Origin of the sequence: Streptomyces sp. F001 (genome assembly GCF_004187715.1) — a bacterium.
GTDB lineage: Bacteria > Actinomycetota > Actinomycetes > Streptomycetales > Streptomycetaceae > Streptomyces > Streptomyces flavusporus.
Map to the genome: position 1 here is coordinate 398,242 of NZ_QZWF01000003.1, position 24,958 is coordinate 423,199.

Genomic DNA, 24,958 nt, shown 5'->3' on the forward strand with positions numbered 1-24,958 from the left:
CGCGGTATGTCACTAGATCCGGGCGATCGATCACATCACGTTGCCGGACACAACAGCGCGCTGCTACGGACACGACGCCGCGCTATCGAACAAGCCCCAGCTCAGGATCCTCCCGAAGCTTGCCGAGCGCCCGCGACACCGCCGACTTCACAGTTCCCACGGACACGCCGAGCACCTCGGCCGTCTGGGCCTCGCTCAGATCCTCGTAGTACCTGAGGACGACCATCGCCCGCTGCCGCGCGGGCAGCCGCATGATCGCCCGCCACATCGCATCGTGCAGCGCCTGCTGCTCGGCCGGGTCGTCGCCGCCGGGCACCGGCTCCGGCTCGGGCAGCTCGTCGCAGGCGAACTCGTCCACCTTGCGCTTGCGCCACTGCGAGGTGCGGGTGTTCAGCAGCGCGCGGCGGACATAGCCGTCCAGCGCGCGATGGTCCTCGATACGCTCCCAGGCGACGTACGTCTTGGTGAGCGCGGTCTGCAGCAGGTCCTCCGCGTCGCTCGGGTTCGCGGTGAGCGACCGGGCGGTACGCAGCAGCACCGGCTGGCGGGCCCGTACGTACGACGAGAACGACGGGTACGTCGCGCACGGATGGCCCTGCCTCGCTGAAGCAGCGGCGGTCGAAGCGCTGGTGCAGACGGGTGTGGTCATGGCTCAACGCTAGGTTCGCGACCGCCTCGGGCGGATCGGCCGCAGGTGCCGAAGACGAGTCCCCCTCAGGTTGTAGGGGTGGTGCCGGCTGCACCTCCTGGAGGTGGACGAGGGGAGGAGACGTACTGCGGGTTTACCCCTGGGGGCTCACCCGTCCGCGGTGAGGACCAGCCCCGAGGTCGGCACTCCCGTCCCCGCCGTCACCAGCGCCCGTGCCGCACCCGGCACCTGGTTCACGGAGGTGCCGCGCAGCTGCCGTACCGCCTCCGCGATGCCGTTCATACCGTGCAGGTACGCCTCTCCCAGCTGGCCGCCGTGCGTGTTCAGCGGCAGCCGGTCCGCGGCGACGAAGCCGGCTGCCTCCCCGGGGGCGCAGAACCCGTACTCCTCCAGCTGCATGAGCACATACGGCGTGAAGTGGTCGTAGAGGATGCCCACATCGATGTCGGCCGGGCGCAGGCCGGAGGTCCGCCATAGTTGCCGTGCCACAACTGCCGCCTCCGGCAGCCCGGTCAGGTCGCTCCGGTGGAAGCTCGTCATCTGCTCCTGCGCCCGGCCCGCGCCCTGGGCGGCCGCCGCGATCACGGCCGGGGGATGCGGCAGGTCGCGGGCCCGCTCCACGGACGTGACGACGAGGGCCTGGCCGCCGTCTGTCTCCTGGCAGCAGTCCAGCAGCCGCAGCGGCTCCGCGATCCAGCGGGAGGCGGCGTGGTCGGCGAGGGTGATCGGGCGGCCGTGGAAGTACGCCGCCGGGTTGGTGGCGGCATGGCGGCGGGCGGTGACCGCCACCGGCCCGAACGCCTCCTGAGCGGTCAGCCCGTACGTGTGCAGATAGCGCTGGGCCGCCATCGCCACCCAGGAGGCCGGGGTGAGCAGCCCGAACGGCATCACCCAGCCGAGCGCCGCGCCCTCCGCCGACGGCTCCCGGTGCCGTACGCCGGAACCGAAGCGCCGGCCCGAGCGTTCATTGAACGCGCGGTAGCAGACGACGACCTCCGCCACGCCCGCTGCCACCGCCAGCGCCGCCTGCTGCACGGTCGCGCACGCCGCGCCGCCCCCGTAGTGGACGCGGGAGAAGAAGGACAGCTCGCCCATGCCGCAGGCCTGGGCGACGGTGATCTCCGGGTTGGTGTCCATGGTGAACGTGACCATGCCGTCCACGTCGGCCGGCGTCAGCCCGGCGTCGTCGAGGGCCGCCCGCACCGCCTCCACGGCCAGTCGCAGCTCGCTGCGCCCGGAGTCCTTGGAGAACTCGGTGGCGCCGATACCGGCGATCGCGGCACGCCCGCTCATGCGGGGCCCCGAGCGGGAAGCGTGACCGTGACCGTGCCGGTCACATGTCTGCCGATGCCGTTGTCGCCGGTCACCCGCACCACGGCCGTGTCCGCGTCGACCGCCTCGACCCGGCCGGTCAGCACCATCGTGTCGCCGGGGTGGTTGGGCGCGCCAAGCCGGACGGCCACCTTGCGGAGGGCCGCCGTGGGGCCGAAGTGGTCGGTGATGTAGCGGCCGACCAGGCCGTTCGTCGTCAGGATGTTCATGAAGATGTCGGGGGAGCCCTTCTGCCGGGCCGACTCCGGGTCGTGGTGCACATCCTGGTAGTCGCGCGAGGCGATCGCCCCCGCGACGATCAGCGTCCGGGTGATCTCGATCTCCAGCGGCGGCAGTTCGTCGCCCACACGCACGCTCACACCGTCCCCCCTCGGAACACAGGCAGCACCAACTCCTCGTCGTACCGCCGGAATTCGAGCCGCACCGGCATCCCGATCCGCACCTTGTCGTACGGCACTCCGATCACGTTGCTCACCATCCGCACGCCCTCCGCGAGCTCGATCAGCCCCACCGCGTACGGGGGGTCGAACGCCGGGAAGGGGGGATGGTGCATGACGACGTACGAGTGGACCGTGCCCTCGCCGACCGCGCGGACGGTGTCCCAGTCGAGGCAGCCGCAGGCGGTGCAGCCGGGCAGCCAGGGGAAACGCAGGCTCCGGCAGTCCGTGCAGCGCTGGATCAGCAGCTCGTGCCGCTCGACGCCTGCCCAGAAGCCGGCGTTGTCGCGGTTGACGACGGGGCGGGGGCGGCGGTCCCGCGACGGGGGTTGCTGCTGCCGTGCGGGCGCGTACTTGAGGATGCGGAAGCGGTGCGTGCCGGCGAGTTCGCCGGCCGCACGGATGTCCGTGCGGGTCGTGACGAAGTACCCGGCGCCCAGTTTTGTCGTCTTCCGGTCGGAGACCGACTCGATCACCGTGTCGAAGGTGAGCTCGTCGCCGGGTCGCAGCGGCCGCAGATACTCCTGCTCGCAGTCGGTGGCGACCACCGCGGTACAGCCCGCCATGTCCAGCAGGCCGAGGAGTTCGTCGTACGCCGTCGTACGCGCCGTATGCCCGGCAAGGCCGCCCATGGTCCAGGCCTGGAGCATGGTGGGCGGGGCGATGGCGTCAGGGCCGGTGTACGCCGGGTTGGTGTCGCCGAGGGCCTCGCACCAGTGGCGGATCATGGGCAGGTTGACGGGGTCCTTGCCCCTCCCGGCGACGGTGGCGGGCATGCCTTCGTAGGCCTTGAGGCGCGCGGACAGGTCGGCGGCGTCATCCTCCACGGTCGTATCCCCTCCCGCACGTCCGGTCCTTGCCTGCCCTTGCCGGCACTTCTCGATGCTTCTCGTGCTTCCCGTGACGAGTTTCTGACTGTCCGTCAGGTAGGGCTCGGTGTCAAGGTCGGCGCACACGCCTGCGCGGCGGTGCCGAAGCACCGCCGCGCGGACGGACCTTGCTCACCCCACAGAGCACACCCCACACAGAAGCCGCGGGGGCCGGCACCGGCCCCCGCGCGTCACCACCAGAGGGGGGTGAAGTAGACGGCCGTGTTGTCGTTGCCCTGGTTGATGGCCGTGAACGCGGAGCCGTCGACCTGCGCGGTGTTGGACTGGTTCGAGGCGCCGGAGCCGACGGCCTGCTGCTGGGTGGTGGACGAGTTGCCGTTGTTGTCGTCGCCGACACCGCTGCCGACGACGCCCGCGACGGCGGTCGAGGCGCTCGATCCGTTGTCCGCGAACGAGCCGTTGTCCGCCGTCGCGACACCGGTGAAGAGAGCGGCTGCGAGCGGAAGGGCGGACAGTGCGGCCACAACGCGGGCGGTACGGATGTTTGCCATGTGTGTTTCCTCCAGAACCAAATACGCACCGGCCGGGCGGCCGAGAGCGCTGAAGTACGGCTTTCACCAGGGCAGTTGGCCGACCGCCTCGGTGCTGTGAGCACGACGTCGCGAGACCAGAGTTGCCCACCGAATCCCCGGCGAACCACCCCGGAAGCCGTGATTCGCCCTCAAGCGTGATGACAAGTCGATAAACCCCTTTCACCATGTTGCCCCCACAGGGCAGGACGGGACAGACGGATCCGACCCAAGCACCGCAACAGGCAAAAGGTTCCGCCACATATCCGGCCAACCTCCCGTCGAGCGGTGCGCCACGCCCACCCCTCTTCCCTTCTTCGAACGTACGTACGAAAATGAAGCCATGGCCACCACCCACCGGCAGGCCACGACGCTGGCCCTCGCACACGCCCTGTCAGCCGCCGAACGCGGACTGGCCGTCATCCCCCTGACCCGGACGAAACTCCCGGCCCTGCGCTCCCCGCACCGGGACGACCCCGCCGCCCCCGTGTGCCACGGCGAATGCGGCCGCTTCGGACACGGTGTGTACGACGCCTCGACCGACCCGCGCCGCATCCGCGAACTCTTTGCCGCTGCCCCCTGGGCCACCGGCTACGGCATCGCCTGCGGCCTGCCCCCGCACCACCTGATCGGCATCGACCTGGACACCAAGTCGGGCACCGACTCCTCCGCCGCTCTGCGCGAACTGGCCCTGCGCCACCTGTTCACGATCCCCGCGACGGTGGTCGTCCTGACGCCCAGCGGCGGCCGCCACCTGTGGCTGACCGGACCGCCCGACGTTGCCGTCCCCAACTCGGCCGGCCGCCTCGCCCCCGGTATCGATGTCCGGGGCGCCGGCGGCTACCTCGTCGGCCCCGGCTCCCGCACCGACCACGGCGTGTACGGCACCGCACCGGGCACCGCCCACCTGGCGCCGGCCCCGTGCCCGCCGGCCCTGTTGCGCCTCCTGCTCCCACCGCCGCGCCCGCCCCACCGCACGGCGGGTCCATCGACCGCCGGACACGGCCAGGGCCTGGTCCAGTTCGTCCTCGCGGCACACGAGGGCCAGCGCAACACCCGCCTCTTCTGGGCAGCCTGCCGCGCCTACGAGAACGGCCTGGGCCCCGAACTGGTCCCCGCCCTGATCGAGGCGGCCCGGGGAACGGGCCTGAGCGAACGGGAGGCCCGGGCGACGATCGCGTCCGCGGCACGGTTGACGCAGCAGCGGCAGTGAGGTCCGTACGGCCCTGAAACGGCCATCGGGCGGGAAATCACGGGGAACCACGGTAAGTGGAGAAACCGAGAGCCTCCGACCATTCTTGCTGGTCAGAGGCTCTCTATCACTGCGGTGGGTGTGGGATTTGAACCCACGGTGACATCGCTGCCACGACGGTTTTCAAGACCTTTTGGGGGTCGGGCGGGTTCTCCGCTCCCGCGCAGGTCAGACCTGCGAAACCGCGCCGCCACAGTCGCAGCCACGCCCGTCGTGCCCGCTACGTGCCCCAGGTGCACGATCGTGCCCGCTCAACCACCAGTCACAACGGGAACGATCACTGCGGCGACAGCAGACAGCAGGCCCCCTACAGCGAGAGCGCCATTGAACTTCTCTTTGGCCGTTGGGAACACGGAGCGGCTGACGCTCCCAACCTTGCTGCGCAGGACGATCATCTTGATCTTCTGCCACCTATGCTGACGCTTCGAGCAGCCCATCAACACGCCATAAGCGTTGTTGCGGCAGTAGGTCTGCCCGTCTCGGTTGACCGCTCCACACCAGACCGGCACCTGGAAGGCGGCATAGGCCGAGACACCGACTGACAGAGCCACGATCACCGGCAATGACCATTGCTGGCTCCAAGCAACGACCAAGGCAGCAGCCACCATGTATCCCCAGTACAGACGCACCACTTTCCCCATGAGCACGCAGAGTAGTGGCGCATATGCGCATCGCATAGACGTGAATAAGACACGCGCCAATGCGCGCCAGGCGTCGTGAGCGATCACGGAGCAGAGGGGCATCACACGGCGCTCGGGTGCCGCACAGCACGACGCCCCTGACCGTGCTTCTGGCCAGGGGCGTCACAAGTGCAGGTGTCTCAGAGCGACTTATGCACTTCGGAAGAACCAATCCCTTCTTGCCCTCCGAGCCATGCATCGGCCGCTTCGGCAACCTGGTCGTCGCGACCGGCGACCGGCCGAGCGTAGTGCCGGGTGGTGACGCTCGCGTTCGAGTGGCCGAGGCGGTGAGCAGCGGTCATCACGCCGTACCGGTCGGCGACCCAGGTGCCGTGCGAGGCCCGGAGGTCGTGCGGGGTCACGTCGGTCAGCCCGGCCGCCGACACCGCGGGGTCGAAGTACGCCTTACGCCACTGGTTGTAGCGCAGTGGTTTCCCTGCGGGCGTGGTGAACAGGAGCGCGTCATCCCCACCGGGCAGAGTCTCCAAGTGCCGGCCGAGACGCTTCGCGAGCGACGGACCGACCCGAAGGAGCCGCTTCTGGTGCGATTTCGGGGTGTCGAAGACCAAGGCACCGTTGGCTTCGGCCAGGTTCTCGTCGACCAGGACGAAGCCGCCGGATACGTCGATGTCCACCCGCCGAAGGGCGAACGCCTCACCAACCCGAAGGCCCGCGTACGCGAGAAGCGCGATCAGCAGGTCATGCGGCTTGGTGGCACTCCGCACGATTCGGGAGGCTTCAACGGGGGTGAGGATGTGCGGCTCCGTCTGCGGCATCCTGGGCAACTTCACGCCCCGGCACGGCGTCTGCGGGATCATGTCGTTGTCGACGGCCGCCCGCATGATCTGCGACAGGACCCGGTACGCCTGGCGGATACGCGAGGCACTGAGGCCCTTTTTCTTCATCCCGCCGACCCACTCAGCGATCGTGATCGGCCGCAGGCTCGACAACTCCCGGTCCCCGAGCGCCGGATTGATCAGGGAGTTGATCAGAGACCGGTACGAGGCTTGGGTCTTGTGCTTGAGCTGCGGGGAAACGGCGGCGAGCCATCGAGCCGCCCAGTCACGTACGGTCGTCTGTCCCTCGGCAGGGTCAAGCCAGCGCCCATCCTCGATCTCGATGCGCTTCTTCATCAGCCATCGGTCAGCGTCCGTCGACGTAGCGAACGTTCGATCCGCAGGCCGGAGCACGCCGTCAGGCCCCGGATACCGGGCTTGGAAGCGGCCGGACGGAAGCTTACGGACACGACCGAAGGGCCGGCGGGACCTGCGCTTGCCCGGCATCAGGCAGCCCTCCTCAGACCCGTCGGCCGTAGGACGATCGGTTGCACCGTGTTCGCAGTCACGTATGCCTCGACCGCGCTCTCAGGGATGCGGACGTGTCGGCCGACCTTCACGAAGGTGATGCGGCGTTCTTCGATGAGGCGACGAGGAAACCGCACGCCCGTGCCGAGGCGTTCGGCGACTTGCTGCACGCTGAGAAGTCGGTCCATGGTCACCAGCCCCCCTCGTCGTTGCGCAGATCTGCGGCTGCCTCGCGTGCCGTTTCGCGGTTGAGTTGAATGTCCCGGCGGATGTTGGCGGCGAGCCAGGATTCGCCGGGGGTGTGGCCGTGTCCGGCATAGGTCCAGTGGGCGAGGGTCAGCGTGGTCGCCTCGGTGTCGTCGAGGTCGGGCAGGCCGAGGACGGCGCGTTGCTGGGCGGCGCGGTAGTCGGCGCGGACCTGGCGGAGGGCGCCGAGGGTGGTGGAGTAGCGCCGGGACTTGGTGGAGAAGTGGCCGCGGAAGCCGAGCATGTGAGCCCAGTCCCGGAGCTTGCGATCCGGGTAAAGGGCATGGAGGTCGAGGCAGGCGGCGATGAGCCGGGCGGGATGGTCTGGCACACCGAGCAGGGCTAAGGCCTCTTTGTTGCCGATGCGGCGGTCGACGGTGCCGGTGGTCTCGGCGGCTTTGGTGGCGTACTTGGCGACGTAGGAGGCGACGGCCTGTTCGGTGATGTCCTCGCCGTCGCCGAAGGCGCGGATGGGCCGTACGTCGAGCTGGGTGCCCCAGCGCAGGGTTCGGGCGGGCTGGTCCCCGGCCGGGGGTACGTCGACTTCGACGCGGGCCGCGGCGGCGCGGATGGCGTCGGTGAGCAGGTCCAGGGTGGCCCAGGCCGGCGGCGGGGAGTCGGGTCCGTCGGGGCCGTCGAAGCGGATGACGGCGTGGAAGTGCACGGCCCCGCGCTTCTGGTACTCGGCGACCTTGCCGAAGGACACTCGCGACTGTTCACGGGCAGCCTTCTGGGTGAGCCCGGCCCGCTTGGCGATCTCCCGGCGGAGGTAGATCGTGAAGTAGCGCCAGAGTTCGGAGGCGTGGTTGTTCCACAGCACCGCGCCTGCGTAGTCGTACGTCTCCGGGTCGAGCGGGGCGCCCAACTCGGGTGCGTCTTCTGGGTGGCGGGTGCCGCAGGCGCAGGGCCGGTTGCCGGGGCGGTTGTGGACGGGGCCGAACGAGGGTGCGGTGAGGGTGGCGAACACGCGGGGGTGGTCGCGGATGGTGTCCGGGGTGCCCTTGTCGGGGTCGCCGACAAGGCCGGCGCGGATGAGGTGGTAGGTGTCGCCCGCGTAGGTCCAGGCGCAGGCAGGGCAGCGGGAGGCGCGGCGGTTGCCGCAGGCGATGCGGAGACGGCCGCCGGGTTCGGTGTCGGTCGAGTAGGAGTGCAGGACCTGTCCGGTGACCGCGTCGCGGGTGACCGTGGTGCCTTGCAGGTGGATCGGGTCGGAGCAGCCGCCGGTACGGCGGATCTGGTCTTGGATGCGGTCGAAGCCGGTGGACCCGGCCAGCCTCAGCACGTCGGTGAGGGTGGCCGGGTCCAGGCCCGCCATGGTGGCGGTGTCGGTCACGCGGGCACCTCCGGGGTGTCCACGGTCATGGCGTCCAGGACAGCGGCGGCTTCGGTCGCTGCGGCGGCCAGGCTGCGCAGTGCCTCGGATGTGCCCAGGGAAGCGATCAAGGCGACCGCGATGAACTCGCCTTCAGCGCGGAGGCTTACGAAGGGGTTGGCGCTGTCCGGGAAAGGGCTGACGCGGAAGCGGGTGTCCGGCTCGATGTGTGCCGACGTGGTGAGGCTCTTCACGCGATCACCGCCTCAGCCGAGGCGAGGGTGGCGCGGCGGGTGTGGCCGGTGCCCTGGCAGATGTGGCAGACGACGCGGAGCAGGACGCGGGAGCCGTCGCGGTGGCGGTCGCCGGTGGTGACGTAGACGACGGGGAAGCCGTCGCACTGGTGGCAGACCGGACGGTTCGGGACACGGGCAGGCATGATGAGTGGAGCCCTTTCGGATCGATGGGTCTGGAAGTGGTGCAGGCCGTCCGGGGCGGCGGATCTTTGGCGAGAGAGCCGCCCCGGAGGGCGTTACTTGCTGAGTGCGCGTGATGCCTTCTTGCGCTTTGAGCTGCGGCTGAGCGTGTAGCCGATGCCGCAGCTCGCCGACAGGACCGAGACGATCGACGCGGCGATGATCTGGGTGACGAAGGCGATCACCAGCAGGACCGTGATGGATCCGGCGGTGATGACGAGGGTCAGCACGATCGGGCCGGTGTAGGAGCGGGGAGCTTCCTGGACGATCACAACGCGGCGCAGGTCGGTGCCGGGCGGGATCTGCCGGTAGAGGTCGGCGGGGATGTGCCCGGCGCGAAGCTGCTCGTCAGGCAGGCGCATGGGGATCTCTCCTTGCCGTCAGGGGTTGCAGCGGTGGGTACGGGCGGCGAGTTCGGCGGCCGAGCGGTCGCGGTGCTCGGTGGAGAAGCCGCACTTCGGGGCGGTGCAGGCGGCGGTGTGCCGTGTCTGGCCACGGCCGTTGTGGAACGTGCCGACCTTGACCGGGCCGATGCGGATCACGTCGTAGAAGCGGTTCGGGCGCACGGGTGGACCTCCTTGTCTGCTAGGCGAGTTGGGCGACGATCGCTCCGGCGAGGTCTTCCGGGACCCCGAGTCGGGCGCGCATGGTGGCGGTGTCGATCTCGGTGCCGGTGCGGGTGCGGTGCTCGGCGGCGAGTTTCCGGGCGTGGTCGATCAGGGCTGGGGGCACCGCCGGTATGGAGACCGGCACGATGGCTTCAGGCAGGGCCGGGGCAGGCTCCGGTGTGGTGATCTCCGGTACCGGCTCCGGTGAGGGGGCGGGTGCCTCGGGGCGGTCGATCACCGGCGCGGGCTGGGGCTCAGGCTCCGGGGCGGGTGCGGGTGCTTGGTTGGTGGGTTGGTGGGCGAGCAGGGTGCCGCCGAGGAATGCGAGCGCGGGCCAGCCAGCGACGACGATGCGCAGCCAGGCCGGGACGTGTTCCAGGTCGAGGAGTCCGGCGGTGGCGACGTTGGCGCCGAGGGATGCGACCAGGGCGACCAGGAACCAGAACCAGGCCAGCCCGGATCGCTCGGTGCGCAGCCGCCGCCACACGGCGACAAGGAGCAGGTCGACCGAGACGGGGTAAGCCCACGCCTTCCATCCGGTCTGCCCTGCGGCTTCAGCAAGGTCGTGCAGGTGGGCGAAGGACAGCGCACCGGCGATCACGGCTTGGACCAGGACTGCGTCAACGCGGAACGGTCGGGACACGGGTCTTCACCTCCCTTCGCGGAGGTCGGGCGCGAAGCAGTCGCGCCGATCGGGGCGAGCTGACGGCCTAGTCGGTGACGGACTGCGCCGGGACCAGCGGCGGCACGGTCGGCATGGGCGGTACGACGATCTGCTCGACCGGGCGGAATGGGGCGAGGAACGGCAACTCGGGGGTGAGGTGGGCGAACTCGCGGCAAACCGCGGCAGCCTCGGCCGGGGTGGTCTCGAGGGTGCGGATGCGGGACCAGTAGCCGGAGGCATCACCGGCCACCGCGACACCGGGACGGTCCGCCCGGATCCCGGTCACCGAGAGCACCGCGTCCGGCGCGATGTCGCCCAGGCCCATCTCCGCCGTCTGCTTGTCGTTGACCCGGTGCACCACCCGGCCGGTGAGCTGAGCGCGCAGGGCGGTCGCGCCCTTGCCCAGATCGGAGCCGAAGCGCTGCCCGCACGCTTCCAGGAAGATCCCGACCGCACGGGCCATCTGACCCAGCCGGACCAGCTGCATGACCGTGTGATCCCGCGCGGACTCATCCTTCTTGGAGGTCACGAAGAACAGCTCTGCCACCTCGTCGATCAGCACGACCAGCGGCACCGGCCGCACCTTCTCCGGCAGCTCCCACAGGTCCGAGACCCCGTACAGGGCGAGCAGGTCGAAACGGTCCTCCATCTCCCGGACCAGAGCGTCGATGAGGTGGCCGGCGCTCTCCCGGTCGGTGGCCAGCGCCGACAAGCGAGGGGCGTAGCGAGACTGCTCGACCCCGCGCTTGCAGTCGATACCGACCAGGCCGACCGGCAGCCGCGCCAGGCCCTTGATGAGGTTGCGCTGGTACATGGACTTGCCGGACTGGTTCGCGCCCAGGGTCAGGGCGTGCGGGATCTTTCGGTAGTCCCGCTCGAAGACCGTGCCGTCCTCCCGCATCGCCACCGGGACGACCAGGTCACGGGCGACGGCCCGGCGCGGCATCCTGACCCTGGCCAGAACGTCGTAGCCCGTCATACGCAGCTCGACGTGGCCCGGCCGGGTCTCCACCACGGTCACCGAGTGCACACCCCAGGCGTGCCGGAGGCGTTCAGAGGAGGCGACGATGTCGGCGGGCTCCAGACCGGCGGGAAGCCGGAGGGAGACCCGCAGCCCGGTCGAGGTCGGGCGGACTCGGCGCACTCGGGGCGGTACCGGCCGCACCTCGCGACGGGCCACATTGCGGGTCATGAAGGCCCGCAGTCGGGACGGCTGCACCGTCAGCCCGCACACGTCCATGGTCGAGCCGTACGTCCAGGTGAACCGGCCCCAGGTGACGGGCAGGCCGACCAGCGACCAGTACACGCGCGGGGCACGCTCCTTGGCGACGTACAGCCCACCGGCTCCGGCCGCAGTCCCTCCCAGCTCCAGCCAGGTGACCAGGTCCGTCATGGTCAGGCCCCCAGCGGCGTGATCGCGACCGCGCGGAACGAGATCCCGTGCCGCTTCTGCCCGTTGAACTCGTTCTCCCAGTCACGGGCCTTCAGTCCGGTCACGGCTACCGGCATGCCCGGCGCCAGGCTGGCCGGGACACCCGTCTCAGGAACGGTGACCTGGTAGAGGTTGCCCTCACCCTCGTCCGAGACCAGCAGGCCGACGGTCGACAGCGGAGCCTCGGTCTCACGGTCGATGGCACGCTCACCGGTCCGCTTGTTGGCCATCTTCGGTTCCGGCGCGGTCGCCACGAACACCACGGCGGTGGAAAGGTCGATCTTGAAGGACGGCATCAGTACTCCCTGCGTTGACGTCAGAACAGCCCGAAAGGGCCTTTCGGTGTTCGCTGTCCTAGGACTGCGAGCAACTAAGAGAGATAGTGCACCGCAGTCCTAGGACTGTCAACAGTCCTAGGACTATGTTTCACTAGACCTCGTCGAGAGGGGTTCGAGATGGCGCCCAAGTGGCGAGAGCTGGCAGACAAGCTGGCTGAGCAGATCAAGAGGGGTGACTACGCACCCGGCCAGCAGCTGCCGCACATCAGAGAGCTTGTCGAGGCTGGCGCGGGCTCCAAGGCCACCGTTCATGCCGCCTACAAAGCACTGGAAGCCGAAGGCCTGGTCACCTCGTCGCGCGGCCACGGCACAGTCGTGCGTCAGCAAGTTCCCCTCAAGCGCTTGGGTATCGCCCGGTACGACAAGGCCAAGTGGCGCGACGGTGACGAGGTCGCCTTCATCGCGGACCGTGTGGCTTCCGGCCGGGGATACCGCCGGAACGAGCAGACCCAGACGGTTACCCGTGTCGTAGCGCCGCCGGAGGTGGCAGCCGCACACGGACTGCCGGAAGGCGCCGAGGTCTACGCCCGCGCGCGGCTGGTCAAGGAAGGCGATCAGCCGACCCACACGCTGACCAGCTACTACCGGCCCGAACACGTTGAAGGCACGCGACTGGTGGACCCTACGCCAGGGCCCGCCGGCCGAGGCGGCGGATTTCGCGTGCTGTACGACGCGGGTTACGAGATCGATCACATGAAGGAGCGACTGTTTGCCCGTGCCGCCACACCGGACGAGGTGAAGCTTCTTCAGCTACCGTCGGGCGAACCGGTCGTCGAGCTGCATCGGACGACCTATACGGCCTCAGGCACTGTCGTGGAATTCGCCATCGGGGTACACGCGGCATCGCGCTTCGCGTGGGAGTACGACTTCAAGGTGCCCGACTCGGCGAAGGACAGGAAGGGTCAGCAGTGATCTCGACACAGGATTGGGCAGATGCTCGGCGCGTGTGGGACTACCACCAGATGGGCCACTCACCCCGGCCGTGCTCGGTTGCGATCGGGCTTGGCAGCCACGACCTTGGGGTGGCCGACACGGCAGTAGACCTGTACAAGCGCGGCATGGCTCCCCTGCTCCTGTTCACCGGCGCCACCAGCCCCACGACACGGGAACGCATGCCCCGCGGTGAGGCTGTCCACTACCAAGAGCGGGCGATTGAGCTGGGTGTCCCCAGTACGGCCGTTCTCGTGGAGCCGCGAGCCCGCAACACGGGCGAGAACATCCGCTTCTCGCGAGAGCTGTTGGAAGAGGCTGGCATTGAGGTGTCCTCGGTGCTCCTGATCAGCAAGCCGTACGAGGAGCGGCGAGCGTACGCCACGGCTCGCAAGCTCTGGGCCGAAGTCGAGGTCATCAGCGCTTCCACTCCGATGACACTCGATCAGTACGTCGACTCCATCGGCAATGCCCGCCTAGTGATCGACATGCTGGTTGGCGCGCTTCAGCGACTGATGATCTACCCGGAGCAAGGGTTCATGATCAGCCAACCGGTCCCGGCCGACGTGTCCGAGGCGTACGAGCGACTATGCCAAGCCGGATACACGAGCCGACTCCTGGCCACCGACGCGCCTTCGGCTTGACCGAGGCGAGTGCTGTTACAGGTTTCTCTACCTCATCAAGGCACCCGGCTGCGCTCCGCTCCGCCGGGCGCGCTTCCCGGCTCTGGCTGCGCCCGCGCTCCTGCCTTCGGCCCGCTCGGCGCTGCCGCCGCCGACGCGCGCCCACATGTGGATAGGGCCGGAGGCCATGAGTCGATCACCGCATAGCGCGGCAACGCTCAAAGCAGTGCCTCCGGCGGGGGCGCTCAGGCTCCGAGATGGCGGGGGCGCCGTTCGCGAGTGCCGGCCGAGTTGTGGCGTGGGCGGGGAGCTCCCATCCCGTCTGCCATCGACCCAGGCAGAGCCGAGCAGACGCGGCCCATGGCGTCCAGGTCGTTCGTACAGTGGCGCGCTCCACCTGGACGCCATGAACCACGCCCGCTCCACGGTGTGTGGGTCGACGGCAGACGGGATGGGAGCTGGGGTGGAGTGGGGGTGAGGGTGGAGCCTCAGCCAAGCTTGCCGAAGCTCCCAAGAACTAGGAGGCAGAAGACCAGGAGAGCGCCGATGGAGATCAACCCGCGCTTGACGTAGAGGCGACGTTCCTCGGCCCTACGGTCCTCCCGGTACTGATGCAGCCCCTGAGTCACTGCCCGCGCCATCTCATCTTCGTTCATCGTGCCCCCTCACTCTCGTGCCCCTCACGTGCCCGATCTGTCGGGAACTCACGGGGAATCCCAGCGTTCTGCGGTACCTGAACGTGAGCGAGCCCCCGACCTCAATCCCAGGTCAGGGGCCACTCATCTACGCGGTGGGTGTGGGATTTGAACCCACGGTGACTCGCGCCACGACGGTTTTCAAGACCGTTCCCTTAGGCCGCTCGGGCAACCCACCCCGCGCCGCCGATCACGGGCGGCGCGGGACAAGAGTAACCGGTTGGCACGCGCGCCGTGCGGGTCAGTTGTCGCCGACTCGGGAGCCCAGGGTGAGTTCGACGGTGTTGGTCCTGCCGTCGCGCTCGTAGGTGATCGTGACCTTGTCGCCGGGCTTGTGGGTCCAGATCTCGCCGATCAGGGTGGGGCCGCTGTCGATCACCGTGTCGTCGAGCTTCGTGATGACGTCGCCGGGCCTCAGGCCCGCCTCGTCCGCGGGGCCGCCCGCCTCGACGGGGTCGGAGCCGCCGGCGCCCGTGTCGGTGATCTTCGCGCCGTCGCCCGAGTCCTCCAGGGAGACGGACGCGCCGATCTTCGCGTACACCGGCTTGCCGTTCTTGATCAGCTCCTGGGCGACGTACTCGGCCTGGTTGATGGGGATGGCGAAGCCCAGGCCGATGGAGCCGGACTGGCCGGTGCCGAACCCGCCGTTGCTGCTGGACTGGATCGCGGAGTTGATGCCGATGACATTGCCCTGCGCGTCCAGCAGCGGGCCGCCGGAGTTGCCGGGGTTGATCGAGGCGTCGGTCTGCAGCGCGCTCATGTACGACGCCTGGCTGCCGGTGCCGTCGCTGGAGGCCACAGGGCGGTTCTTGGCGCTGATGATGCCCGTGGTCACCGTGTTGGACAGGCCGAAGGGGGCGCCGATGGCGATCGTCGAGTCGCCGACGGCCACCTTGTCGGAGTCGCCCAGGGTGAGCGGCTTGAGGCCCGAGGGGGCGTCCTCGAGCTTGATGACCGCCACGTCGTAGCCCTGTGCGTTGCCGACGACCTGGGCGTCGTACTTCTTGCCGTTCGCGAAGGTGGCCGTGAGCTTGCCGCCGTCGACCGCGTCCGCCACCACGTGGTTGTTGGTGACGATGTGGCCCTCGGTGTCGAAGACGAAGCCGGTGCCCGTGCCGCCCTCGCCGCTGCTGCTCTCGGCTTCTATGGTGACCGTGCTCGGCAGCGCCTTCGCGGTCACGGCCGCGACCGTACCGGCGTCCCGCTTGAGGTCGCCGCCACTGTCGGACGCGGAGACGGTGGTGGAGCTGGTGTCGTCCTCGTTCTTGGCGAGCGTGTAGCCGAGTCCGCCGCCCAGACCGCCCGCGACCAGCGCGGCCACCAGGACCGCGGCGAGCAGACCGCCGCGCCTGCGGTCGGGCTTCGGTGCGGGCTGCTGGTACGAGGACCCCCAGCCGGAGCCGTCACCCGCCCCGCCGCTGCCGGCGGCGTACGCCGGGGTGGGCGGCGGCGGGGGCGGCCAGCCACCCTCGGGTGCGGAGCCGGAGGCCGCGGTCCGGGGTGCGGGTTCGAGGAGCCGCCCTCGGGGGTCGCCGACGCGTAGGCGGGCGCCCCTTGGGCAGGGGCGCCGGGAGCCGGGGCCCAGGCGCCGGCGGTGCGGCCGGGATCGGGGTCGTCGGCGCGTCGGCGGCGGGCGGGGCCGGCTGCGGGGAGGCTGCGGGGGTGTCCACCGGCACGGGGGTGCAGACGGGGCCGGGGGTACCGCAGTGCCCTCGTTCTCGGTGCTCACAGCTTTTCTCCTCGGTCCACGGCTGTTGTTCTGGCTATGCAGCTGTGCATGTGCTCGCTTGTGCTTTTGTATGCCGTCAGCTTTTCCCACAGGCTGTCAGGGCACCATAAGCGGTCGCTGTGGATGTTCGATTCTCCTTTATATAGAACCTCTCCGACTAAAGGGATGTCTTCCCACCGCCGGGGGGACGCCTCCGAGCCGACGGCCACCCCTTCCCGGTGGCACCATGACGCGGTGACCCACGCACGACAGCACCGGATCCAGGTCGTCGCCCACCGTGGTGCCTCCGAGGACGCCCCCGAGCACACCCTGGCCGCGTACAAGAAGGCGATCGAGGACGGGGCGGACGCCCTCGAGTGCGATGTCCGCCTGACCGCGGACGGCCATCTCGTCTGCGTCCACGACCGCCGCGTCGACCGTACGTCCAACGGTCGCGGCGCGGTCTCCGCGCTGGAGCTCGCCGACCTCACCGCTCTGGACTTCGGTTCCTGGAAGCACCGCGGCTCCCCGCGTCACCGGGACGAGGAGCCCGACTGGGAGCACCGTCCGGAGGACCCGGCCGAGACCTCCGTCCTCACCCTGGAGCGGCTGCTGGAGCTTGTCGCCGACGCCGGGCGGCAGGTGGAACTGGCCATCGAGACGAAGCACCCCACGCGCTGGGCGGGGCAGGTCGAGGAACGGCTGCTGCTGCTCCTGAAGCGGTTCGGGCTCGACGCCCCGGCAGCCCCCGAGAAGTCGCAGGTACGGGTCATGAGCTTCTCCGCGCGCTCGCTGCACCGCGTCCGGGCGGCCTCGCCGACGCTGCCGACGGTCTATCTGATGCAGTTCGTCTCGCCCCGGCTGCGCGACGGACGGCTCCCCGCGGGTGTCCGAATCGCGGGCCCCTCGATCCGGATCGTGCGCAATCACCCGACGTACATCGAGCGCCTGAAGCGGGCCGGCCACCAGGTGCACGTGTGGACCGTGAACGAGCCCGGGGACGTGGATCTCTGCCTCGGCCTGGGCGTTGACGCCATCATCACCAACCGCCCCCGCACGGTACTGGGGTGGCTGGGTCGCTGACCCATGAAACCAACCTTGACCCGATCGTTCACCTGCACCATTCTCCCGTCTCGGCCATACCGTCGAAATCCAGCCACACACCGACCGGCTCATCACGGGGAGTGCACCGGCGCGTTCGGTCCGTGTTCGATCGTTGCGAATGCGTCACCGGAGGTGGATTGGCCGGTTTCCGGTACAGGCCATTGGGGCATCCACACCGTGGCGTGGGGCGAAGGAGGTCTCGGGGGTGGCGTTGGTGGTGGCACAGGAGGTGCCCACGTCGTCGAGCATGGCCGTACCCCATGGCCCTGCGGGCGTGGGGGAAGCAAGGCACCGGATGCGTGATCAGCTGCGCAGGGGTGGCGTTGCGGAATCGGTCATCGACGATGCCGTACTGATCCTTTCCGAACTTTTGAGCAACGCGTGCAAACACGGCCGACCACTGGGCGACGCCCTGGCCGGTGACGGCGACGTCCGGGCCGCATGGCGCGTGGACCCGGGGGGCCGGCTGGTCGTCGAGGTGACGGACGGCGGCGGACCGACGCGGCCGGCCCCGGCGACCCCTTCGGTCACCGCACACGGGGGCCGCGGGCTGAACATCATCACGGCACTGGCCGACGACTGGGGCGTCCGGGACGACACCCGGGGCGAGGTCACGGTGTGGGTCGTGGTCCACGACGACGTACACGATCCCGACGCGGCGCACCGACGCGACGACTTCGCTACGCGTGTCACGGCCCCGTCGGTGTCGTCCATACCGGACCTGGACTTCGCGGACGCGTTCGACGACCTGGACTGAACGCCCCGTCGACGGGGGCGACCCGGGCAGCACCTCGCACCGGGCACCCGCCGACAGCTCCCGTTGTCCACAACGCCGCCGTCATCCACAGGTTCCCGTCACCCCGCGTACGAACGGCTAGGCTCCCGCCCGTACGAGACGAGCCGTAACCGGGAGACACCCACCATGGCCAAGAAGCGACCCCAGACGAAGGCCACGCGCCCGCAGCTCACGGACGGAGAGATCCCGGTCGTCGGCGCCCGTGAGCCCTGCCCCTGCGGCAGCGGACGCCGGTACAAGGCCTGCCACGGCAGGGCCGCCGCACAGGCCGCGACCGAGCTGGTGCACCGCCCGTTCGAGGGCCTGCCCGGCGAGTGCGACTGGGTGGCCCTGCGCGAGCTGGTCCCGGCGGCCACGGCCGAGCTGACCCTGAAGAGCGGCCTCCCCGAGGGCGTCCCGTCGGTCACGCTGGCCACCGTTCTGCCGATGGCCTGGCCCGCCCTGCGTCGCGACGACGGCTCGGTCCTGCTCGGCCTGCAGAACGACACGGCGTCCGGTGACATCAGCCGTGATCTCGCCGACACCCTGCAGCGCGCCCTGGAGGCCGAGCCGGGCACGCCGGTGCAGGGCCGCCGCGCCCCGGCCGAGGGCCCGCGACTGCAGGACCTGCTCGACCCGAAGGGCGCCTTCGAGCCGGTCGTGCACCCGGGCTTCGAGTTCTGGGTCCCGGACCCGGAGAACGCCACGCCGGAGGTGACCGCCTCCCTGGAGCGGGCCAACGCCGCCGCCATCCCGACGGTGAAGCTCCAGGGCGTCGACGCCGCCTACTGGTGCGAGACCCCGGAGAAGAACCACCTTCGCTGGGTCATGCCGCACCCGGAGGAGCAGCTTCTGGACGCCCTCGCTCGACTGCACGCGGCCGGCCGGTCGAACCTCGGGGAGGGCACCCGGCTCGTCGGCTCCTTCCGGGCGCACGGTCTCACCGTCCCGGTCTGGGACCTGCCGAGCGGTGTCACCGCCGAGGCCATCGAGAAGCCGGCGGTCGAGTTCGCCGAGCGTCTCGCCGCCGCCCTGGCCACGGACGCGCCGCTCACGGCGGACGAGCGCCGCGCGCGCGGCGGTCTGACCAACCGACAGGTCACTCTCAGCTGACGCACAGCGAAGTCACCGGGTTCGGCTGACCGGTCGGTCAGCCGAACCACCCGGCGAAACGGCGCATCGGCCCACAACTCCCGTTTCCAACAGGCCAGTCGGTGTCCGGATTGCCGAGGAAAACCGGAGATCGAATTTGCGAACAGCCGATCTCTTGTTACCGTTCCAGTAGCCCGGTTGCTGGTGCATCCCCCGTCGCCAGCAACCGGGTCCTTCTATGTGCGGCGTCGCTCACGGAACGCCGCCACGTGTCAACTGCCCGTAGGCGCACTGAAGTTGCTGCCCGAGCGCAGCAGCAGCGGACCCCGTCCGCCGCGCGCCGCGTACTCCGCGACCGCCGAGTAGTCCCCGGGATCCCCCTGCGTCCGCTCGCGGGGCGTCTCGCAGCTGGCCGGCTCGTCCTCCGCGCCCACCGCGCACCGCATCTGCACCGTGCGGTCACCCGGCCCCATCAGGCTCAGTACGGCGTCCAGGGCGTCGCCGGTCGCATTGCGGTAGTAGGTACGCGCCCAGGTCTGTTCGCCCTGTGTCAGGACACAGGTCTGCGCCTCGATGCCGTCGGGGGAGGCGAGTTCGGGGCCGCAGCGGGCGGCGGTCGCCAGGCCCAGGCCGAGCAGGAACGGGGAGCGCCTCGGCGCGGGCCGGTCGGCGGACGCCGCCGCGCCCTCACCGACGGCGGCGGCGTCATCGTGAGGAGCACCGGTGTCAGGGCGGGAACCCGCAGTGCCGTCGCGGGAACCCACGGTGCCAAAACCTTTGGCGTCGCCGCGCGGGGACAGCCGTACGGTCAGGGGGTCCGGTTCGCCCACGGGGCCCGCGGACGCCACGGCCAGTGGCAGCGCGACCGCGCACGCCACGACGCCCGCGAGGGCGAGCAGGCGGACATTCATGAAGGGACGATAACGAGCCGGCCGGCGCACCCGGTTCCGTGCGCGCCCGACACCCCTAGAACTCGGGCGCGCTCACACCCGTACGAGTGAGAGCCTCGACCACCGCGTCCACCACGGCCTCCACGTCGGGCACCCAGGGAGCGGCCGAGCCGGGCAGCGGAGCCCGCTCCCAGCGAATCTGACCCTGGCCGGTCTCGGACGGGGGCAGCGCGAGATAGCCGCCCTCACTGTGAAAGCGCAGCGAACCGGGGACGAAGTCCTTGGCGTAAAGCAGTTCGCCCAACTGCTCCATGGAGTACGGCCGGACGAGCAGCGCCCAGCGTGTGCGGGAGGCGAGGACCGGACCGAGGCGCATTCCCTTGTGGTCCAGCACGTCGAGGGCGCGGGCCGCAGCGGGGGCGGGGAGACTGACCGCGCAGGGGGCCCGGCCGCCGGTGGCGAGGATGATCGGCGCCGTGGGCCGGTTGGTCCACCACCAGCGCACCATGCGCTCGTCGGTGGTGGCCGCGAGCAGGCCGGGGTCGAAGGGGTGTGCTCCGGGCACCGTGCACTCGGGGTCGGGGCAGCCGCAGCGGGCCCGTCCCTGCGGGTCCGCCGTGACGCCCGGGAGTACCGGCCACTTCCATTCCGTCGCGAAGGTCAGGGCCGCGCTGAGCACCTCAGGCCTCCCGTTGTTCCGCCTGGACAGGAGCCTGCGTCGCCTTCCGAGGATCTCGCGCATGAGCGCTCGTTCCTTTCCGTTGCACGCCTGGCAACACCGTGGACCACATCACACCATGTGTCGATCACTTCACTGTGCGTACCTGTTGGCGCATCACACCCGTGCTCTTCAAACACGGGGAACCCCTATGGGCCGAGCGTTGGCTGCGTCCGCGTCCATACTGCGTCTGTCAAAAGCATGGCGTGGCGTGGGGTGGCGAAGTGTGGCGTTTGCCGTCCCGAGTATTTCTCTCCGCCGCCGCCACGGGAGGATGGGGCTCGGTCGTCGGTGGTTAAGACGCCCGGGTCCGTCGCCAGGTTCCGGGTGGCCCCCAACCACCCCTGGCCTTCTCCGAGTACGTACCCATCACGACCGCTGTGACGCTCCGTCGAGCAAGCCCAGTCGACCGCAATAGGCCCTTACCCGAGGCAGTTTTCAGCCAACTTCCGCTTTTCGCAAGAGTTCCCAGGAGATCCATCCCAAGACCACGGCAGCCCCACGGACACCAGGAATCCCAGCAGGACAATGCTGGACATCTCCTCACGAGTGCGTGTACATGTGGAGACACTGCTAGCGGCGCAGAATGACATGGGGGTTCGCGATGCTTTTGCGCAAAACGCACCGGTCGGAAAGCCGGACGCCATGAACGCCCCGCACCCTTCGAAAGTGGCCGGAATCGATTCAACGGTTCCGGCGCCCGCACACACTGTCGCCCCCTCCGCCTCCACCACGTCCGCCGTCACCACCGGCCCGGGAGCCCTTCTCCAGGACCGGCTCGCCGGCTGGGTCTCGGACCTCACGACCCTCCACGAACTCACCGAACGCCTGGCCCGCACGGACGCACTGCCCGCAGCGCTCCAGGAACTGCTGCGCGCCGGAGCCGCCCTGGTGGGCGCCTCGCGCGGGCTTGTCGTTCTGGAACCGGCCGACGGACTCGGCCCCCACACGACCCTCGGGCTCGGCCTCGGCCAGGCCGACCTCGGTCACCTCGAGACCGTGCCGCGCGCCTCGATGCCGTACGGCGAACTGCTCGACACGCCGCCCGGGCCGCCCACCGAGGTACGCGAGATCGTCCGGCCCGACCTGTTCGCCGAGGACGGGCTCGACCCCCGCCACCGCGAGGTGGCCGCCCGCCTCGGCTACGCCGCCAGCTACGCACTCCCCCTGTCCGCCGAAACCGCCGGTCGGGTCGGCGCCGCCATGTGGGTCTACGACGAGCCCGCCGAACCGGTCGAGCGGCAACGGCACCTCGTCGGCCTGTACACCCGCTACGCAGCCGAACACCTCGCGCGGCTCCTCGAAGTCGAGCGCACGCGCGCGTGCATGGCGACGATCTCCGAGGAACTGCTCCCCTCCCGGCTGCCCCGCATCTCCGGCGTCCAGCTCGCCGCCCGGCACCACACCGGCCCGCGCGGCGGCGGCGACTGGTACGACGCGCTGCCGCTGCCCGACGCGGCCCTCAGTCTCGCCGTCGGCTCGGTCACCGGGTCGGGGCCCAGCGCCGTCGCCGCGATGGGACGGCTGCGGGCGTCGCTGCGGGCGTACGCCGTGATGGAGGGCGAGGACCCGGTCGCCGTCCTGTCCGACCTGGAGCTGCTGCTGCGGCTGACCGAGCCCGCCCGCTCGGCCACCGCGCTGTTCGCCTACTGCGAGCCCGACCTTCACAAGATCACGCTGGCCGGTGCCGGGCACACCCCGCCGCTGCTGATCGGGGAGCGGCGCACGGAGTTCGTGGAGACCTCCGTCTCGGCCCCGCTGGGCATGCTCGCCTGCTGGGAGGCGCCGAGCGTGGAGGTGCAGGCGACGGCGGGAGAGACGGTTCTGCTCTACACCGACGGGCTGCTGCAGCGCACCGGCGATCCCGTCGACCGCGCCTTCGCCCGGCTCCATGCGGCGGCGGCCGGACTCTCCCGGACCAAGCGGCGCGACCCGGAGGCGATCGTCGACCACATTCTGCGGACCGTCCTGCCGGACGGGCTGGACGCCGGGGACAGCGAGGAGGACGTCGTCCTGCTGGCGGCGCGTTTCGAGTGAGGCGGTAAGAGGTCTTTCGGCCCTGGGCCCCCTTCCGTGCGACCGTACGATGGAGGGGGTCCAGTGCCGTATCTAGGAGGATGACCGTGGCCGAAGAGCTCCCGGAGACCCCGGTGGAAGCTTCTGAGGAAGAGCCGATCAAGCAGCGGAAGAACGGCCTGTACCCGGGCGTGTCCGACGAGCTGGCGGAGAACATGAAGTCCGGCTGGGCCGACACCGAGCTGCACGACCTGCAGCCGATCGCCCAGGCCGCCGAGACCGCCGCCCGGCGTGCCGCGCTGTCCGCGCGCTTCCCCGGCGAGCGTCTGGTGATCCCCGCGGGCAACCTGAAGACCCGCTCGAACGACACCGAGTACCCCTTCCGGGCCTCGGTCGAGTACGCGTACCTCACCGGCAACCAGACCGAGGACGGCGTCCTGGTCATGGAGCCCAAGGGTGAGGGCCACCAGGCGACGATCTATCTCCTGCCCCGCTCCGACCGCGAGAACGGCGAGTTCTGGCTCTCCGGCCAGGGCGAGCTGTGGGTCGGCCGCCGGCACTCGCTCACCGAGGCGGAGCAGCTGTACGGCATCCCGGCCTCCGACGTGCGCGAGCTGGCCGACGCCCTGCGCGAGGCCACCGGCCCGGTCCGGGTCGTCCGCGGCTACGACGCCGGCATCGAGGCGGCCCTGACCGACAAGGTCACCGCCGAGCGCGACGAGGAGCTGCGGGTTTTCCTCTCCGAGATGCGGCTGGTCAAGGACGAGTTCGAGATCGGCGAGCTGCAGAAGGCCGTCGACTCCACGGCGCGTGGCTTCGAGGACGTGGTGCGGGTCCTCGACAAGGCCGAGGCGACCTCCGAGCGCTACATCGAGGGCACGTTCTTCCTCCGCGCACGCGTGGAGGGCAACGACGTCGGCTACGGCTCCATCTGCGCGGCCGGCCCGCACGCCTGCACGCTGCACTGGGTGCGCAACGACGGGCCCGTGCGCTCCGGTGATCTGCTGCTGCTGGACGCGGGTGTGGAGACGCACACGTACTACACCGCCGACGTCACGCGCACGCTGCCGGTCAACGGGCGCTTCAGCGAGATCCAGAAGAAGATCTACGACGCGGTGTACGAGGCCCAGGAGGCCGGGATCGCGGCGGTGAAGCCGGGCGCGAAGTACCGGGACTTCCATGACGCCGCACAGCGCGTGCTCGCCGAGAAGCTGGTCGAGTGGGGGCTCGTCGAAGGGCCGGTCGAGCGGGTGCTGGAGCTGGGACTGCAGCGGCGGTGGACTCTGCACGGGACCGGGCACATGCTCGGCATGGACGTCCACGACTGCGCTGCCGCGCGGACCGAGACGTATGTGGAGGGCGTCCTGGAGCCCGGGATGTGCCTGACGGTGGAGCCGGGCCTGTACTTCCAGGCCGACGACCTGACGGTGCCGGAGGAGTACCGCGGTATCGGTGTCCGCATCGAGGACGACATCCTGGTGACCGCGGACGGGAACCGGAATCTGTCGGCCGCGCTGCCTCGTCGCTCCGCCGAGATCGAGGCGTGGATGGCCTCGTTGAAGGGCTGACGTTCGGACTGACGGCCGGGTACCTACGGGGTGCCCGGCCGGAGGTCCGCTCCCCGGCCGGGTTCAGGACGCTGTCATCAGCGGGGAGTTGTCACGCCACTTGAGGATCTTGTCGAAGCTCACCACCGCCCCGCCCGGTCCCGGCTTGTTGCCGATGTGGACGTGGTCGGCGAGCTCCTCGATCAGGCACAGGCCACGGCCGTGCTCGGCGTCTGGGCGGGCGGGCACCGGACGGGCCTGGGGACGGGCGAATCCCGGACCCGAGTCGGCGACCTCGATACGGCACTTCTCGCCGTCCAGGTAGGCAGTGACCCGGTACGCCTCCGAGGTGCAGCCGTGCACGGTGTCCCCGCCGTGCTCCACGGCGTTCGCACAGGCCTCGGTGAGCGCGACGGAGAGGTCGTACGAGACGTCGGGGTCGACGCCCGCGGTCTCCATGGTGCCGAGCAGCAGGCGGCGGGCGAGCGAAACGCTTGCGGCCTCGCGCCGAAGATGGAGTGACCACCAGATGCTCATGCTCCAGCCTCCTGGCCGCGGCTCGACATACCGTTACGTATTACCGCGCGTGCCCGGGTGTAAGCGCGAAACCGACGTGATGCCGCCCATATGGTGGATGTGCCAGGGGTGGCCCTAGGTGTATGTGGGGCCTGCATACACCAGTCGGGTACCAGTCGGGCCGGTCCGGGGCATCGGGTGATCTTCCGGATGGT

The 24,958-nt window shown here is 70.0% G+C and carries 28 protein-coding genes and 1 tRNA gene; 8 read left to right on the forward strand and 21 right to left on the reverse strand.

Features of this window, described 5'->3' with window-relative positions:
* Nucleotides 1–82: 82 nt before the first annotated feature.
* The 5 genes from StrepF001_RS15090 to StrepF001_RS15110 form a co-directional block, all read right to left on the reverse strand.
* Complete coding sequence (locus StrepF001_RS15090; RefSeq protein WP_129798744.1) at nt 83–649, reverse strand: SigE family RNA polymerase sigma factor; 567 nt, start codon at nt 647–649, stop codon at nt 83–85.
* Between the two features lie 147 nt (nt 650–796).
* Nucleotides 797–1,942: a lipid-transfer protein gene (locus StrepF001_RS15095; protein ID WP_129798745.1), complete on the reverse strand. Its 1,146-nt coding sequence runs from the start codon at nt 1,940–1,942 to the stop codon at nt 797–799.
* On the reverse strand, nt 1,939–2,334 hold the full coding sequence (locus tag StrepF001_RS15100) for a MaoC family dehydratase (protein WP_206306880.1): 396 nt from the start codon (nt 2,332–2,334) through the stop codon (nt 1,939–1,941). The genes StrepF001_RS15095 and StrepF001_RS15100 overlap by 4 nt, the downstream gene beginning before the upstream one ends.
* Nucleotides 2,335–2,336: 2 nt before the next feature.
* Nucleotides 2,337–3,194, reverse strand: coding sequence for a bifunctional MaoC family dehydratase N-terminal/OB-fold nucleic acid binding domain-containing protein (locus StrepF001_RS15105; protein WP_129799114.1), 858 nt, complete (start codon nt 3,192–3,194; stop codon nt 2,337–2,339).
* A 284-nt stretch (nt 3,195–3,478) separates the two neighbouring features.
* Nucleotides 3,479–3,799: a hypothetical protein gene (locus tag StrepF001_RS15110; RefSeq protein WP_129798747.1), complete on the reverse strand. Its 321-nt coding sequence runs from the start codon at nt 3,797–3,799 to the stop codon at nt 3,479–3,481.
* A gap of 361 nt (nt 3,800–4,160) precedes the next feature.
* Here StrepF001_RS15110 and StrepF001_RS15115 point away from each other — a divergent pair, with 361 nt between their 5' ends.
* Nucleotides 4,161–5,030, forward strand: a complete 870-nt coding sequence (locus StrepF001_RS15115) for a bifunctional DNA primase/polymerase (protein WP_129798748.1) — start codon at nt 4,161–4,163, stop codon at nt 5,028–5,030.
* Between the two features lie 290 nt (nt 5,031–5,320).
* Here StrepF001_RS15115 and StrepF001_RS15120 read toward each other — a convergent pair whose 3' ends face one another.
* The 11 genes from StrepF001_RS15120 to StrepF001_RS15170 form a co-directional block, all read right to left on the reverse strand.
* Nucleotides 5,321–5,710 (reverse strand): hypothetical protein, encoded by a 390-nt coding sequence (locus StrepF001_RS15120; RefSeq protein ID WP_129798749.1) that lies wholly within the window; start codon nt 5,708–5,710, stop codon nt 5,321–5,323.
* A 179-nt stretch (nt 5,711–5,889) separates the two neighbouring features.
* Nucleotides 5,890–7,032 carry a tyrosine-type recombinase/integrase gene (locus StrepF001_RS15125; RefSeq protein WP_129798750.1) on the reverse strand — a complete coding sequence of 381 codons (1,143 nt, stop codon included), beginning with the start codon at nt 7,030–7,032 and terminating at the stop codon, nt 5,890–5,892.
* Nucleotides 7,032–7,241 (reverse strand): helix-turn-helix domain-containing protein, encoded by a 210-nt coding sequence (locus StrepF001_RS15130; protein ID WP_129798751.1) that lies wholly within the window; start codon nt 7,239–7,241, stop codon nt 7,032–7,034. The genes StrepF001_RS15125 and StrepF001_RS15130 overlap by 1 nt, the downstream gene beginning before the upstream one ends.
* 2 nt (nt 7,242–7,243) lie before the next feature.
* Complete coding sequence (gene repSA / locus StrepF001_RS15135) at nt 7,244–8,632, reverse strand: replication initiator protein RepSA (RefSeq protein ID WP_129798752.1); 1,389 nt, start codon at nt 8,630–8,632, stop codon at nt 7,244–7,246.
* A complete protein-coding gene (locus StrepF001_RS15140; protein ID WP_129798753.1) occupies nt 8,629–8,865 on the reverse strand; it encodes a hypothetical protein in 237 nt (78 codons plus the stop codon). The genes repSA and StrepF001_RS15140 overlap by 4 nt, the downstream gene beginning before the upstream one ends.
* Nucleotides 8,862–9,050 carry a hypothetical protein gene (locus StrepF001_RS15145; RefSeq protein WP_129798754.1) on the reverse strand — a complete coding sequence of 63 codons (189 nt, stop codon included), beginning with the start codon at nt 9,048–9,050 and terminating at the stop codon, nt 8,862–8,864. Before StrepF001_RS15145 ends, StrepF001_RS15140 begins: the two co-directional genes overlap by 4 nt.
* Nucleotides 9,051–9,143: 93 nt before the next feature.
* Nucleotides 9,144–9,449: a hypothetical protein gene (locus tag StrepF001_RS15150; RefSeq protein WP_129798755.1), complete on the reverse strand. Its 306-nt coding sequence runs from the start codon at nt 9,447–9,449 to the stop codon at nt 9,144–9,146.
* A gap of 18 nt (nt 9,450–9,467) precedes the next feature.
* On the reverse strand, nt 9,468–9,653 hold the full coding sequence (locus tag StrepF001_RS15155) for a mobile element transfer protein (RefSeq protein WP_129798756.1): 186 nt from the start codon (nt 9,651–9,653) through the stop codon (nt 9,468–9,470).
* Between the two features lie 19 nt (nt 9,654–9,672).
* The gene (locus tag StrepF001_RS15160; RefSeq protein WP_129798757.1) at nt 9,673–10,338 is read right to left on the reverse strand and encodes a DUF2637 domain-containing protein; all 666 of its coding nucleotides are present in this window, start codon (nt 10,336–10,338) and stop codon (nt 9,673–9,675) included.
* 67 nt (nt 10,339–10,405) lie between these two features.
* Complete coding sequence (locus StrepF001_RS15165) at nt 10,406–11,752, reverse strand: FtsK/SpoIIIE domain-containing protein (RefSeq protein WP_129798758.1); 1,347 nt, start codon at nt 11,750–11,752, stop codon at nt 10,406–10,408.
* A gap of 2 nt (nt 11,753–11,754) precedes the next feature.
* Complete coding sequence (locus tag StrepF001_RS15170) at nt 11,755–12,087, reverse strand: hypothetical protein (protein ID WP_129798759.1); 333 nt, start codon at nt 12,085–12,087, stop codon at nt 11,755–11,757.
* 159 nt (nt 12,088–12,246) lie between these two features.
* Here StrepF001_RS15170 and StrepF001_RS15175 point away from each other — a divergent pair, with 159 nt between their 5' ends.
* On the forward strand, nt 12,247–13,041 hold the full coding sequence (locus tag StrepF001_RS15175) for a GntR family transcriptional regulator (RefSeq protein ID WP_129798760.1): 795 nt from the start codon (nt 12,247–12,249) through the stop codon (nt 13,039–13,041).
* Nucleotides 13,038–13,703 carry a YdcF family protein gene (locus StrepF001_RS15180; protein ID WP_129798761.1) on the forward strand — a complete coding sequence of 222 codons (666 nt, stop codon included), beginning with the start codon at nt 13,038–13,040 and terminating at the stop codon, nt 13,701–13,703. Before StrepF001_RS15175 ends, StrepF001_RS15180 begins: the two co-directional genes overlap by 4 nt.
* A 767-nt stretch (nt 13,704–14,470) precedes the next feature.
* Here the strand turns inward: StrepF001_RS15180 and StrepF001_RS15185 are convergent.
* Both StrepF001_RS15185 and StrepF001_RS15190 read right to left on the reverse strand, forming a co-directional pair.
* Nucleotides 14,471–14,555: transfer RNA gene (locus StrepF001_RS15185), tRNA-Ser, on the reverse strand.
* 63 nt (nt 14,556–14,618) lie between these two features.
* Nucleotides 14,619–16,106, reverse strand: a complete 1,488-nt coding sequence (locus StrepF001_RS15190; RefSeq protein ID WP_240797512.1) for a trypsin-like peptidase domain-containing protein — start codon at nt 16,104–16,106, stop codon at nt 14,619–14,621.
* 234 nt (nt 16,107–16,340) lie between these two features.
* On the opposite strand from StrepF001_RS15190, the gene StrepF001_RS15200 reads away from it, so the two are divergent.
* From StrepF001_RS15200 to StrepF001_RS15210, 3 genes are all read left to right on the forward strand, one after another.
* Nucleotides 16,341–17,168, forward strand: coding sequence for a glycerophosphodiester phosphodiesterase (locus StrepF001_RS15200; RefSeq protein ID WP_129798762.1), 828 nt, complete (start codon nt 16,341–16,343; stop codon nt 17,166–17,168).
* A gap of 139 nt (nt 17,169–17,307) precedes the next feature.
* Entirely contained in the window at nt 17,308–17,946 is a 639-nt protein-coding gene (locus StrepF001_RS15205) for an ATP-binding protein (protein ID WP_129798763.1), read from the forward strand.
* A gap of 165 nt (nt 17,947–18,111) precedes the next feature.
* The gene (locus tag StrepF001_RS15210; protein WP_129798764.1) at nt 18,112–19,077 is read left to right on the forward strand and encodes a DUF5926 family protein; all 966 of its coding nucleotides are present in this window, start codon (nt 18,112–18,114) and stop codon (nt 19,075–19,077) included.
* A 251-nt stretch (nt 19,078–19,328) separates the two neighbouring features.
* On the opposite strand, the gene StrepF001_RS15215 is transcribed toward StrepF001_RS15210, so the two are convergent.
* Nucleotides 19,329–19,967, reverse strand: a complete 639-nt coding sequence (locus StrepF001_RS15215; protein WP_129798765.1) for a hypothetical protein — start codon at nt 19,965–19,967, stop codon at nt 19,329–19,331.
* Nucleotides 19,968–20,022: 55 nt separating this feature from the next.
* Nucleotides 20,023–20,688, reverse strand: coding sequence for a bifunctional DNA primase/polymerase (locus StrepF001_RS15220; protein ID WP_129798766.1), 666 nt, complete (start codon nt 20,686–20,688; stop codon nt 20,023–20,025).
* A 504-nt stretch (nt 20,689–21,192) separates the two neighbouring features.
* Here StrepF001_RS15220 and StrepF001_RS15225 point away from each other — a divergent pair.
* Both StrepF001_RS15225 and StrepF001_RS15230 read left to right on the forward strand, forming a co-directional pair.
* Entirely contained in the window at nt 21,193–22,701 is a 1,509-nt protein-coding gene (locus StrepF001_RS15225) for a PP2C family protein-serine/threonine phosphatase (protein ID WP_129798767.1), read from the forward strand.
* Nucleotides 22,702–22,781: 80 nt separating this feature from the next.
* A complete protein-coding gene (locus StrepF001_RS15230; protein ID WP_129798768.1) occupies nt 22,782–24,248 on the forward strand; it encodes an aminopeptidase P family protein in 1,467 nt (488 codons plus the stop codon).
* Nucleotides 24,249–24,311: 63 nt separating this feature from the next.
* Here StrepF001_RS15230 and StrepF001_RS15235 read toward each other — a convergent pair whose 3' ends face one another.
* Complete coding sequence (locus StrepF001_RS15235) at nt 24,312–24,764, reverse strand: ATP-binding protein (protein ID WP_129798769.1); 453 nt, start codon at nt 24,762–24,764, stop codon at nt 24,312–24,314.
* Nucleotides 24,765–24,958 lie beyond the last annotated feature (194 nt).